12 protein-coding genes are annotated in these 13,207 nt (G+C 43.5%); 7 read left to right on the forward strand and 5 right to left on the reverse strand.

Annotated features, from left to right (window positions below; translation table 11 throughout):
• Nucleotides 1–253: 253 nt before the first annotated feature.
• Together viaA and AB6D58_RS10545 are read right to left on the reverse strand one after the other, a co-directional pair.
• Entirely contained in the window at nt 254–1,699 is a 1,446-nt protein-coding gene (viaA, locus tag AB6D58_RS10540; RefSeq protein WP_017064542.1) for an ATPase RavA stimulator ViaA, read from the reverse strand.
• A gap of 11 nt (nt 1,700–1,710) precedes the next feature.
• On the reverse strand, nt 1,711–3,366 hold the full coding sequence (locus tag AB6D58_RS10545) for an ATPase RavA domain-containing protein (RefSeq protein ID WP_017067123.1): 1,656 nt from the start codon (nt 3,364–3,366) through the stop codon (nt 1,711–1,713).
• 288 nt (nt 3,367–3,654) lie between these two features.
• Between AB6D58_RS10545 and AB6D58_RS10550 the strand changes: the two genes are divergently transcribed.
• The 5 genes from AB6D58_RS10550 to AB6D58_RS10570 all read left to right on the forward strand — a co-directional run bounded on the left by AB6D58_RS10550 (nt 3,655) and on the right by AB6D58_RS10570 (nt 8,028).
• Nucleotides 3,655–4,170, forward strand: coding sequence for an NUDIX hydrolase (locus AB6D58_RS10550; RefSeq protein WP_372139256.1), 516 nt, complete (start codon nt 3,655–3,657; stop codon nt 4,168–4,170).
• A gap of 39 nt (nt 4,171–4,209) precedes the next feature.
• Nucleotides 4,210–5,214 (forward strand): low-specificity L-threonine aldolase, encoded by a 1,005-nt coding sequence (ltaE, locus tag AB6D58_RS10555; protein ID WP_372157238.1) that lies wholly within the window; start codon nt 4,210–4,212, stop codon nt 5,212–5,214.
• A gap of 88 nt (nt 5,215–5,302) precedes the next feature.
• Complete coding sequence (locus AB6D58_RS10560) at nt 5,303–5,617, forward strand: cytochrome c (RefSeq protein WP_102320782.1); 315 nt, start codon at nt 5,303–5,305, stop codon at nt 5,615–5,617.
• A gap of 167 nt (nt 5,618–5,784) precedes the next feature.
• Entirely contained in the window at nt 5,785–6,720 is a 936-nt protein-coding gene (ylqF, locus tag AB6D58_RS10565) for a ribosome biogenesis GTPase YlqF (protein WP_029405588.1), read from the forward strand.
• Nucleotides 6,721–7,002: 282 nt separating this feature from the next.
• Nucleotides 7,003–8,028: a GGDEF domain-containing protein gene (locus AB6D58_RS10570; RefSeq protein ID WP_372157240.1), complete on the forward strand. Its 1,026-nt coding sequence runs from the start codon at nt 7,003–7,005 to the stop codon at nt 8,026–8,028.
• 169 nt (nt 8,029–8,197) lie between these two features.
• Here the strand turns inward: AB6D58_RS10570 and AB6D58_RS10575 are convergent, their stop codons facing one another.
• Nucleotides 8,198–8,743 (reverse strand): N-acetyltransferase, encoded by a 546-nt coding sequence (locus AB6D58_RS10575; protein WP_017062600.1) that lies wholly within the window; start codon nt 8,741–8,743, stop codon nt 8,198–8,200.
• Nucleotides 8,744–8,909: 166 nt separating this feature from the next.
• Here AB6D58_RS10575 and AB6D58_RS10580 point away from each other — a divergent pair, with 166 nt between their 5' ends.
• Entirely contained in the window at nt 8,910–10,052 is a 1,143-nt protein-coding gene (locus AB6D58_RS10580; protein WP_017062601.1) for a fatty acid desaturase, read from the forward strand.
• 239 nt (nt 10,053–10,291) lie between these two features.
• Complete coding sequence (locus AB6D58_RS10585; protein WP_102428841.1) at nt 10,292–10,582, forward strand: putative quinol monooxygenase; 291 nt, start codon at nt 10,292–10,294, stop codon at nt 10,580–10,582.
• A 231-nt stretch (nt 10,583–10,813) separates the two neighbouring features.
• On the opposite strand, the gene manA is transcribed toward AB6D58_RS10585, so the two are convergent.
• Nucleotides 10,814–12,001 carry a mannose-6-phosphate isomerase, class I gene (gene manA / locus AB6D58_RS10590; RefSeq protein ID WP_017070588.1) on the reverse strand — a complete coding sequence of 396 codons (1,188 nt, stop codon included), beginning with the start codon at nt 11,999–12,001 and terminating at the stop codon, nt 10,814–10,816.
• A 2-nt stretch (nt 12,002–12,003) separates the two neighbouring features.
• Entirely contained in the window at nt 12,004–13,170 is a 1,167-nt protein-coding gene (locus AB6D58_RS10595) for a glycerate kinase (protein ID WP_136978669.1), read from the reverse strand.
• Nucleotides 13,171–13,207 lie beyond the last annotated feature (37 nt).

Here is a 13,207-nt window from a genome sequence, read left to right on the forward strand (position 1 = left end):
AACCGAGGTCCACGGATTTGCAATCCGCTGCATAGCCACTCTGCCAAGGCGCCTTTTTTAATTCAACACTTTAGGGACTTAAGTAAGCCGCACCGCTGTGTTCGGGTGCCTACTTTACGGATTGAGGGGAGATAGTCAAACAAAAAAGTGAATTTAAATTCCGTTTGCTGACATTTAAATCAAATTGCTGCATGTTCGATCTCTTTAATCAAAAAACACACAGCAAAATCGAGTTAAACAAGATGTTCTAGCGCTACCACTTCTTCATGAAACGACCGACAAGACTCGGATGATACGCCCAGCAGTGGTCAAACATAGTCATAAGTTGAGGGTTGCCATACTTAGAAAGACTAACCGCATGGAAACGGTTTTTGTGTTCTTTCAACTTTTCAACCTGAGCAATCATTTCGTCTGATTGTTTCGGCGCAATAAAGTCAGAAAGTACGATTAAATCGGCATTCTTGTATTTATCACCAGTCATTAGGTCAATCGACTTCATGAGAACAGGTTCCAAATCCGTACCGCCGTGGAATGAGTAACTTAAGAAGTCGCTCGCTTCACGTAGGCCATCTTGCCTGGTTAACTCATAGGTAATCTGCTCAGAAGAAAAAAGAATCACATAACAGTCTCTCTCTTCTGCAAGAGCAATTTGCATTAAGGCATAAGCCATTGCTTTAGCAGACTGCTCAGGGAAACCACTCATAGAACCCGAAGCGTCCACACAGACGATAAACGGGCCCTTTTCAATATCGATGTTCTTGCTATCTGGTTTTTGCGCCTTCACTTTGCGTAACGTGCGTGATTTACCTTGCGAGCGATAGCTCAGTAAACGCTTGTCGGCCAAGTGCTTGTAAAAGATAACCTCAAGTTCAGGATAAGCTAAGAACATGGTTTCGTTTGGCAGCATCTTGTTAAGGTCATCACTTTCATGAATCCCGACAATATCATCGACCGCTTCATCGCTTTTCTCTTCAACCACCTGCAATTCTTCTACAGGGGCTTTGTGTAGCGAAGGATCATCTTCCTCACCAGCCATACGGCCTAGCTTTTCAGCGATCTCTTGCAAGCCCTTGTGCTTATTCAAGAACTCAGCATGACGTTTCATGATGGTAAGGTCTGTTTTGCTTAATTTGGCAGAAGCCATGTCCCACAAGCGCCCTACACTGCCTTCATCACCCGACTCAGTCACTTTATCCATGTTTTTCATGGTTTCCATGCGCTGATAAAGATCTGCTAAGACTTTTTCTTTGCTTGTTTCAAGTTCAGTTACTTGAGCTTGTTTAATCGCATCTGATAGTGATTGGTACCATTGGTCGCAAAAGTAGTGTGGAAACATCGCGTTATAAACACCCTTGTTGTTCTCCATAAGGCGTCTAGCTTGTAGATAAAACGCTGAGTGCCACTCAAGTTTTTTGATAACACTGTCTATCTCATCAAAGAACTGAGGTTCATCCCAGTAAATCACTTCTTGATAAAGGGCGATTTCCTCTTGGAATCGATCAGTTTCACACACCTTGGTGACGCGTTTTTTTACTTTACCGCGCCATTTGACTAAGTGGTTTTTCACTGATGTTTTCACACCTTTGTTCTCTGCAGCCATCATGACTTGAGAACGAGCGATGAGATCATTCATCGCGGTATCAATGATTCCGGAATCAGCTACCATCAAAGCGAGGTTTAAGCCGTCTGCTCCTAACATATGCTCTCCTCTTACTCGAAGTACTGGCTCATAAACTTAATACGCTGAGCGATCTTGGCACTCTTCACTTTCGTGGTTTCAAGATCTTGCGTTACCGATTGCAAACTTGCTTCCATCGCTTTTGGTAAATCAGGGTCAATATAGTTATGAGGTAATGCATCATGGAATTCAGTACGAACGCGTTTTAACTTGAATTCAGCTTCAGTTAACTGTTCTAAGGCTTTCTCAGCGCCACTCAACCACTTGTTGTACAGTTCTTGGTCTAAACCGTCAGTAGTAACCACACTCACCAATACAGAGCGATTGGCGATGTCTTTAATCACTAATTGGTTTGATGCATCCAAGTCGAGTTTTAAACGGCATAGGTTTTTATTTTCGTTTACGTAACCGTAAATATCACCGTGACCTTCTTTAAGAACACGGTCAAAATCATCTTTGGCGACATACACCCAACGACTATCGCCTTTCTCAGATTCAGAAACCGACATGTTGCTTTGCAGCATAACCAGTTTCACTAGATTGTAAGCACTGCCCACGCTGTACATTTTCGCGTTCTTGATGTCATTCTGGTAAACATCTTTACGCAACAAGCCACTGGTTGACTCCATAGAAAGTGACACCGACAACGTTGATTCAACATCGTCTTGAATCTCTTCTAACTCTTCACGAGACATTTCAATTTGAGCTTTCGACTCTTGTTGATCAAACGCTCGGTTCAATGCAAAGTCTTTCACCACGCTACGAACCACATCACGTGATTCTGGGCTATGCCACAAACAATCTTGCAGAAGCATAATATCCAGCGGGTTCACGCTATCGCGACCACTGAAGAACGCACTCGCTTTCAATAGTTTAACGGCCTTCTTCCAGCGTCTATCTGATACATACAATTCTGACTCTGAAGCAGAGCCTTGCTTCTTAACCGTCTCTTCAAGCATGGTTTTTAGTTCAAACAACTTATCAAACGAATTGTCTGTCAGTTCCAGCTTATCGAGCTCTTTCTGCCATTGATGGTATTCAATGTCCGTAATCGCCAAACCTTTTGGAATTACCGCTTCTTGAGAAGTACCCGTCGTCAGCATCGATTTGAAGTTTTGTTTGTTTTGAATACGGTTCACGAACACGCGTACCAACATACGGTCATAAAGTGCTTCCAAGCCGCTGTCTTCATCTGGAAGTTCGTTGGATGCCGATACTAGTAGACGCATCGGTACACGTTCAATATCACTGCCGTTTTTGAAAGTCTTTTCGTTAACGACAGTAAGTAGCGTGTTTAGGATTGCAGGGCCGGCTTTCCAGATCTCATCGAGGAAGACGACTTGTGCAGTTGGTAGGTAGCCTTCGGTGAGTCTTACGTAACGACCGTTGTCTTTTAATTCTTGGATACTTAGTGGGCCGAACACTTCCTCGGGAGTAGAGAAACGAGTCATCAAATATTCGAAATAGCTGCTGTTATCAAAAGCCTGAATGAGACGTTTCGCGATAAGGCTTTTTGCGATGCCCGGAGGGCCTAATAGAAACACGCTTTCACCAGCCAAAGCAGCCAGTAAACAAAGCTTAATGGTGTCTTCTCTTTCGTAGACACCATCAGACAGAGCATGCGCTAATTTATTGATTCTTTCAGAGAGTAGCGCCTTGTCAGCATGTGAAGAAATAGAAGGGTTCATGCGTTACTCCGAAAATCTTTGAACAGTTGAGAGTGTAGAATTGTTTTTATACATTTGTTAGCGCTTTGTTACAAGTGCATTTTATTATTGAGTTGCATTTATATCAGATGGTTACGTCGGTAATTTTGGCGCAATCATAGATTCCAATTATGAGAGTAACATCACGAACGGCGTGAAACTAAATCTAATACGAAACCTAATTTTTCTTTTATTTTCGACACCATAGACGTTATGGTGGTGCACGTCTTCCGTTATACGAAAAATTGGCAAGGAATGTGGCCAGACTGCATGAGTAAAGTTATCCATAAATGGAAAAGTATTTCTCTCATAGAGGAGAACGTGACGCTCCCTACGAACGTCGTGGTAAAACATACAACAATCAATCACCCTGGCGCGGCAGTTATTCTTCCTATCACTTCGTCTGGAAAAATCATCCTCATTAACCAGTTCCGCCCTTCTCTAAAGAAATGGCTTTTGGAACTACCCGCAGGCACGATGGAAATAGATGAGACACCTCTTCAATGTGCCCAACGCGAACTGGAAGAAGAAACAGGTTACAGTGCAACTTATTTTCAAAGCTTGGGGCAAGTCACCCCTTTGGCTGGCTTCTGTGATGAGATACAACATCTGTTTGTCGCAAAAGACTTAAGCCTCACTACCCGCTTTGAATGCGATGACGATGAAGTAATAGAAGTGATCGAACTGAGTTTAGAAGAACTGCACGATAAAATACGACACGATCAAATCACTGATACCAAAACTATCGCTTGTTTAAGTAAAGCCCAACTATGTGGCCATCTATAGCCAATTATATGGCTACCTAAAGTACTCTAGGAGAGAAACATGGACTTTCGTTCTGATACCGTAACTAAACCTTCGCAAGCTATGCGTGACGCAATGGCAAACGCAGAAGTGGGCGATGATGTTTATGGCGATGACCCAACCGTCAACGAACTAGAACAGTGGGCAGCAAATGAGACAGGCTTTGAAGCGGCAATGTTTACCTCTTCAGGTACACAAGCCAACCTTCTTGGCTTAATGGCGCATTGTGAGCGTGGTGATGAATACCTTTGCGGCCAACAAGCGCACAACTATAAGTACGAAGCTGGCGGCGCTGCGGTACTTGGTTCTATTCAACCTCAACCAATCGAGAACAAACCAGACGGTACTTTAGACTTTAAAAAGCTTGCCGCAGCAATTAAGCCCGATGACAGTCACTTTGCTCGTACCAAGCTTCTTAGTTTAGAAAACACGATCAATGGTAAAGTGCTGCCAATGTCTTACCTAGCGGATGCGCGTGAGTTCGTAAACCAACATGACTTAAAAATGCACCTAGATGGCGCTCGCGTCTATAACGCCGCAGTCGCATTAGATGTGCACATCAAAGAGATCGCACAGCACTTTGACTCTATGACGATTTGCTTATCAAAAGGTTTAGGCGCTCCGATCGGCTCACTACTTCTTGGCAACAAAGAATACATCGCTAAAGCACGTCGACTACGTAAAATGGTCGGCGGCGGTATGCGCCAAGCTGGTATTCTTGCCGCTGCAGGTAAAATGGCTTTAACAGAGAACGTTACTCAACTTAAAGCTGACCACGAGAACGCAAAAAACCTAGCGATTGGGTTAAGCAAGCTAGAAGGTTTTTCTGTTAACCCTGATTTTATTCAAACTAACATTGTATTTGCTAAGTTAGATGAGTCTGTGGATATCAACCGAATCGCACGCGAACTGGGCGAACAAGGCATTACGATGTCACCAGGGAATCCTGTTCGATTTGTTACTCATAGAGATATCAGTTCAGAACACATCGCTACTTTCCTAACTAAGTTGGAAAATGCGCTTTAAGCCATACTAAATGTTCACCCAGAACAAATAAGACTTGAGCTTCCCCTTAGGGGAAGCTTTATAATCATGTTTTTACCGGAGTAAAAACGTGCATTACCCAACCTTCGCTCTAATATTGCTAGCTCTTTCCTCTAACCTTCATGCCTCTGATTTTGGCGACGCTGAACTAGGTAAAGTTAAATCACCAAGCTGCGTTTTTTGTCATAACCCTACCAGTCAATCGACTAATAACTCCTATCCTAAGCTTTCTGGTCAAGATCCAACCTATCTCTTTAATACAATGAAAGCGTATCAAAACGGAGATAGGCAGGGCGATTATGCGGATATGATGCGAGCACAACTGAGTAAGCTTAATGATCAAGACTTGAGAGACATAGCAGCTTTTTACGCTTCACAAGATTAGCGGCTCCCACCTTCATTAGGTCAATCATCAGCTAAATAAACATCACCAAGTCGCCTATACTTCAAGCAAACTCACTGAGCTCATTGAAGGTCGGGATAGATATACCTTTACACGTATCATCCAACCCTTACAATGTGCAGCAAATATATTTATCAAGGTTTATCTCTATGTCTATTCAATGGTTTCCGGGTCACATGCATAAAGCCCGCAAAGAAATCGAAGAAGTTATCCCACAAGTTGATGTGATCATCGAAGTACTGGACGCTCGTATCCCGTTCAGTAGTGAAAACCCAATGATCTCTTCACTGCGCGGCGATAAGCCTTGTGTAAAAGTGCTGAACAAGCGTGACCTTGCAGATCCTGAACTGACTCAACGTTGGATTGAGCACTTCGAGAAGGAGCAAGGCGTTAAAGCGATTGCGATTACGACTAGCGTAAAAGAAGAAGTTAACCACGTTATGGAGCTGGTACGTAAACTGGCACCGCACCGTGAACAGATGGGCAAAAACATTCGTACAATGATCATGGGCATCCCGAACGTGGGTAAATCGACCATCATCAACTGCTTGGCTGGACGTACGATTGCGGTTACTGGTAACCAACCTGCGGTAACTCGTCGTCAACAACGTATCAACCTGCAGAATGGCGTGATCCTTTCAGACACTCCAGGAATCCTTTGGCCTAAAGTAGAAAACCCACACAGTGGCTTCCGCTTGGCTGCAACAGGTGCTGTAAAAGATACAGCAATGGAATACGATGAAGTGGCATTCTACACAGTAGAATACCTAGCAAAGCAGTACCCTAACCTTTTGCAAGAGCGTTACCAAATTGAAGAGCTGCCAGAGTCTGACATCGAACTGATGGAAGCGATTGGCCGTAAGCGTGGTGCACTTCGTGCCGGTGGTCATATCGACATTCACAAATGTTCAGAAATCCTGCTTCACGAATTGCGTAATGGCACTTTAGGTAAGGTAACGCTTGAGTTGCCAGAAATGATCACACAAGAGCTGATCGAAGTTGAAGAAGCGGCTGCGCTGAAAGCGGAACAACAGATTAAGAAAAAAGAAGAGCGTCGTAAGCGTTACCTGAAGAACAAGCGTTAATCGCGATTAGTTTTTATAATCTGCTTTAATTTCTGTTTACCACTCTTACACCAGCCTCTAGATATTCACGCTCTATCGATAATAGAGCGTGAATATTGCCCGCTACCGTTTGTTGATCTAGCTAACATACTGACAAATCTATAGAAATGGTTGTTTACAATCCCAAAGACTGTGACATACTACGCAAATTATTGTGTATCAATCTCGGCTAATTTCTCAATGCGCTCTTATTCTGGGTTCAAGAATCAAAGATTTAAAACCTATTTCGATAATGAAATTTATTTGCCGTACATAAATTTCATCTACATCCCTATCTCAATATTCTGTGCTTTTATCGTCACCGACTACATCCACTTTGGTAGCGAGTGCATTACGCCTATCATTTTCCGAGTCATACTTTTTTTATTGATGATGGCCGCCGCCAGATACTGTATTACAAACAAACCCAACGTTTTGAAACTCGTAGAAAGTGCCTTCCTTGTAATTAGCTCACTTTTCTTGGTCTATATCGGTCGACTAGCCATCGAGCTGAACAACTTCGATTACCAAGGTGGCATCATTTTAGTGATGATCTACATTGGTACGTTTTCAAGATTGTCAGCCAGATACAGTATATCTACGCTGTCGTTTATCTTTTTGGCTTATCTCATCGGCCTTGCGCCACTGCTTTATGAAGCGGAGCCAGAGCATGAAATAGAAACAATTTCCGTTTATATCTCGGCTTACATCCTAATCTCAGCGGCCTGTGTTAGACGTGACCTGGAAGTACACAAACGTTTCGCTCAATCCGAGCAACTCCGCAAACAAGCGATTCAGCTTCGCAAGCAATCTAATATGTTCGAGGCCCTTTCCTATCAAGACGCACTAACGGGCTGTTACAACCGCCTTTATCTTCATCAGGTGATAGAACCGAGCATAGACCGTCAGCGATCCATTACATCGCTCATGATAGATATTGATTATTTCAAATCGATTAACGACACCTACGGCCATCAAATGGGTGACATGGTGATTAAAGAACTGGCCGATGAGATTCAAAAACGACTACCGACTAGCAGTAACTGCTTTCGATACGGCGGTGAAGAGTTTTTGGTGCTGGTCCAAGGAGAAACCGAGGCTTCAATTGAATCGCTGGTTAATGCCCTTTTAGAATCCCCTACTCGCCTTAGATTAGAAGTAACAATTTCAATCGGTGTGAAACATGCCCATCAAGCCCTTGGTTCTGTCGAGCAGCTTATCGACGACGCTGACCAAGCACTCTACATTTCGAAAAAAGGCGGTAGGAATAAGATCACATGGTGTGATTAATCGCCCAATATTTCACGCATCTTTGCGAATCATTAAAACGACCACTAATTCAATCAAAAAAGCCCCGAGCAACTTAATACTCGGGGCTTTTGTCTTTGTTCTTCTGCTTTAAAATAGCTTCGTTAAGAACCTGCTACTCAGCAAAAAAACAGTATTCAACAAGAATCGACTAAGAATACACAACGCTCGCTGTTTTCTGTTCAAGTTCAACGGGAGAGCTCCAAGAAATCACTTTTTCATTCACTTGGCTGCCACATGGTGCGTTCCAAACTTGCTCTAGTTCTTCTTTGCCACCAATCGCCTGATAAAAAGCAATCGCTTGGTGGTTCTCAGACATCACCTCTAGGTAAAGCCCTGAGTCCGAATAGTATTGCTGCAACCACTTCGACAATTCAGACAACAGACGCTTGCCTACACCTCGTCCACGATAATTATTATCTACATGTAACGCATCGATGAACGTACCACGCTCAAAGTTGTGATTACCGAACGCGCAGACAAAACCAACCAGTAAACCGCCTTCCTCAAGCAATAAAACATGTTGGTTGAAAGGAGGATTAATCAAACGAGTCTGCCAAATAACAGATCTGTCCTCCAAAACATCATGTTCTAGGTAATCATCAGCAAGAATGCCACGGTAATATAGCTTCCAGCTATCCGCGTGTAATTGGGCAATCCGCTCATAATCTTTATATTCAGCTACCTTAATTTCCATTTATTAGCCCTTAGTACTTCCATTTATGACTTGCTACTACATTTCACACTACCTTTATACAATATTTAAGCAAAACATACTAATACACGTTTACACTTTCAATATTGACTTACACGTGTACGCTGATATTCTAGCGCACAGATGTAAGCCCAATGGAAATTTGCTAATGAATAGTGCCGACAAACAATCTACAAAAAAGCCGCCATTAATCTGGCTCAATATTTTTGTGTTCTCTTTTAGTATGCTGCTTGCTGTTGTAGCGGCTCCCGTTTATGGCTACTTTTTTGGCTATGGCATGGAGCACTGGATATGGCTAGCAATCTGCTTTACGTTCTGTAACCTTTCAATCACGACAGGTTATCACCGCTTATGGTCACATAAAGCGTTTGAAGCGCATTCAAGCCTAAGATTCCTGTTTGCATTAGGTGGTGCATTTGCCCTGCAGAACAGCGCGCTACACTGGTCTTCTGATCACCGTGTTCACCACAAGCATGTCGATAACAACGACAAAGACCCATACTCTGCAAAACGTGGATTTTGGTACTCACACATTGGCTGGATGATTCGTAATTACAGCACCTCAATGTACGAAAACTACGAAAACTGCCGTGACCTTAAAAAAGATAAGATTGTTATGTGGCAGCACAAGCACTATGTTCTGTTAGCATTACTAATGAATTTCGGTGTTCCTATCGCTTTAGGCGTGATTTACGGTGACGTGATTGGCATGTTGTTAATCGTAGGTGCAGTTCGTTTGGTACTTAACCACCACACAACATTCTTTATTAACTCTCTTGCTCACATCTGGGGTAGCCAACCTTTTACTGACAAAAACACAGCGCGTGATAACGGTGTGTTAGCAGTACTCACTTTCGGCGAAGGCTACCACAACTTCCACCACATCTTTGAGAACGACTACCGTAACGGCATCTACTGGTGGCAATACGATCCAACAAAATGGTTGATTAAGAGTGCTTCGTTGATGGGACTGGCAAGTAAGCTTAAGAAAACCCCTCAAGCTCGTATTGAGAAAGCTGAAGCGTCAATGTTACTTAAACGCACCCAGCAAAAAATCATGCATCGTGCCGACAAGCAACAAATCGCAGAGAAGCTTCAACAAGAGTTTGATGCTCTAGTATCAAACATGAACGAATATTACGAAGTTAAAAAACAGCTACTTGAAAGCAAGCGCGAAGACGTTGTGAAGAAGTACGAACACTCTGTTCTTAAGGTTCGTTATCAGCAAATCAAAATGAATTTCGAACAACAGAAGAAAAATTGGGCAATGACGGTTGAGCAATACGCTTAAGCTAAAACAGTACGCTTAACACCCCAGTAACAACACAGTTTGATTCTTATTCAAAAGCCCTCATATTGCTATGAGGGCTTTTTTTAATAAGCATAACCTACTCGGCTCTGGCCCTATGCTCTCGAGTTTGAATTGTGGATGGTAAGAACCATAGTTATTGGATTTCAGAACTCTTTCTTCATTCTAAATTTATACTTATATTACTTAAACTTACCGAGTTTAAAGCGAAGGAATTGAAAATGAGCAAACTGACTATTATTGCAACGATCGTCTCTAAAGAAGACAAAACTGAGCTTGTAAAAGCTGAGATGATTAAATTGATCGATAAAACCCGTGTTGAAGACGGCTGTATTAACTACGATCTGCACCAAGATAACAGTAACCCTGCTCACTTCGTTTTTCATGAGAACTGGGAGTCTGAAGTTCATCTAGAGAAACACTTAGCGAGCCAACACATCGCTGACTACATGGCTGCGACTGAAGGTTGTATTGAAGCCTTTGTGCTTAATAAAATGACGCACATTGCCTAACCAGTCACTCAGTACTAATTCAATAAAAAGCCCTGCTCTGATCGCAGGGTTTGTCTTTTCTACAAGCTTATATCTGCTCATTCTAATAATGAAAAAACCCGCCAGAGTAGCGGGTATGGTCAATAATCATGACTGTCAAAGACAGATAGGTAACAACCATCAATCCAATATTGAGTACCACTTTACAGTGGCACTCTGACATTTCTTTTGCTGATCGCTAGCACGGGGGCACTAGTTAAAAGCACGAGCCAAAATGCCATTCCCTTGATATTGGTAAACACTTGAATTACTACTTACAAAGACCGATTCTCCGGGCTTAAGAGAAACTGACCGCCCTTCTGAAGTGACGGTCGCCTCTCCTTCCACACAGAACAAGATCTCCGCGCTACGTAGATACTGTGACTTGCTCTCATCAGTCGCAGACAAGATATCAAAGCCAAAGTCATCCACTGGAATCGGATAACTCATCTTGCCCTCTTTCAATACAGGCTTAAGGCGGATATCTTCTGGCTTAATCGGCTCAAAGATTGTGTTGTCGATAAGCTCAGGGACATCGATATATTTGGGAGTGAGACCGGCACGCAGCACATTGTCTGAGTTTGCCATAATCTCTAAACCCGTACCTTGAACATAAGCATGTGGGGTTTCTGCGAACAGGAACATCGCTTCACCGGGCGCCAGCTCAACCGTGTTAAGCATTAATGGCGCAAATAAGCCAATATCACCTGGATAATGCTGTTTGAATTCGATGCTGTATTGAAGAGCTTCACGCCCCATGACCGTTTTGGCTGGTCGCGCATGTGCAGCATAAAGCTCATTAAGCGCAGACGCTTTGCGGTCACCTTCAAGAGACATAATGGCGCTAAAGAACGACTTCAAAGAATCACTGTCGGCATTGGCTTTTAGTACATTAAGCTCAATCGCTAACGAAGGAATATCCGCTTCTTCGAACAAGGCAATAATGTCGTCGATTGGACGAAAGCCATTCATCGCTTTGTAGAAGGTCAACGCATAAACCAACTCAGGTTTATGGTTTGGATCTTTGTAGTTGCGATTAGACGCATTCAAAGGGATACCAAGTGCATTCTCACGCTCAAAACCTAATTCTGATTTTCGCTTGTTCGGGTGAACCTGAATCGATAACGGTGTTTCAGCGGCCAACACCTTAAACAAGAAAGGCAATTCACCGAAACGAGCCGCCGTGTATCCGCCTAAGACATCGATTTTGTTTTCATCAATCATGTGAGAAAGCGATTCACCGGTATCGCCTACCTTTGAACAACCATTTGGATGAGCACCCATCCAAATTTCTGCTTGAGGTTCCTGGTTTGGGTTCACAATACCAAACAATTGGTTAATGGAGTCTTTGCTTCCCCATGCGTAGTTTTGAATAACGTTGTCGAGTTTAAATAGAGACATAATTACTTCTCATTAAAAATCTGGCTACCAAGCTTGAGCGTGGCGGCGATATTACGGGCAGTGCGAGTCAGGTTTTGATTCGCTTCTGATAAAACTTGGTCTAAAGACTGAGGTGAACGTACGGTTCCAAATAAGCTAGACATTGAGCCGTAAAGTTTTTCAACGTCTTGCCCCAAAGAGCCCGCAATTCCAATGGTTGGAATACTCAACTTTTGAGCTCGCTGAGCGATGCCGAAAGGTGTTTTACCTTGCAGGGTTTGGTTGTCCATCTGCCCCTCTCCGGTCACGACCAGTGAAGCACCTTCAAGAACCTTATCTGCATCCAAGGCATCTAATACCACCTCAATACCCGCTTTAATTTGGATATTGAATGCAAGACTTAACCCCAGAGGTGTACCACCAGCAGCACCAAATCCAGCTGTGTCGCGATGATTAGTACCCGTATGTGCTTGAGCGATATCGGCAAAGTGCCCGATCGCAGTATCAAGTTGTTCAACTTGAGCTTTTGATGCGCCTTTTTGCGGACCAAACACAGTACTGGCTCCGCTTTCGCCACATAATGGATTATTCACATCACACGCGACCACGAACGTCACTTCTTTGCATCTAGGGTGCAGTCCTTCAAGATCGATGCTTGCTAACCGGCTTAATTCGGCGCCGCCACCAGATAGCTCGTTGCCTTGCTTGTCTAATAACTTGCCTCCCAACGCTTGTAAGATGCCAGCACCTGCATCATTGGTTGCGCTGCCGCCCAAACCAATAATGATTTGTTCAACACCTTGATCTAGTACATCTTTGATCAATAGCCCAGTACCAAACGAAGATGCGGTTAACGGTGCTCTTTCTTCTACGGTTAATAGGTCTAAACCCGATGCTTGAGCAAATTCCACCAAGGCAGTTTTTACGTTGGCGCCATCAACAGTCTGTTCCAACGAAGCCCAATAAGCCGTACATTCACGCCCGATTGGATCCGTCGTGTGCAGCCGTTGCTTCTTACCATTGAGCGCCTCTAGCAACACGTCTACCGTGCCTTCTCCGCCATCGGCGAGTGGCATTTTCACAAGCTCTGCGTAAGGGAAAACATCGGCAAATCCACGCTCAATGCAAGACGCAACTTGATGAGCGTCGAGTGATTCTTTAAATGAATCAGGGGCAATTACAATTTTCATTGTCGTTCACCATTCCCGCCCACCAAGGTGAGCGGGT

Source organism: Vibrio sp. 10N.239.312.D08 (genome assembly GCF_041466145.1).
Taxonomy (GTDB): Bacteria; Pseudomonadota; Gammaproteobacteria; order Enterobacterales; family Vibrionaceae; genus Vibrio; species Vibrio crassostreae_C.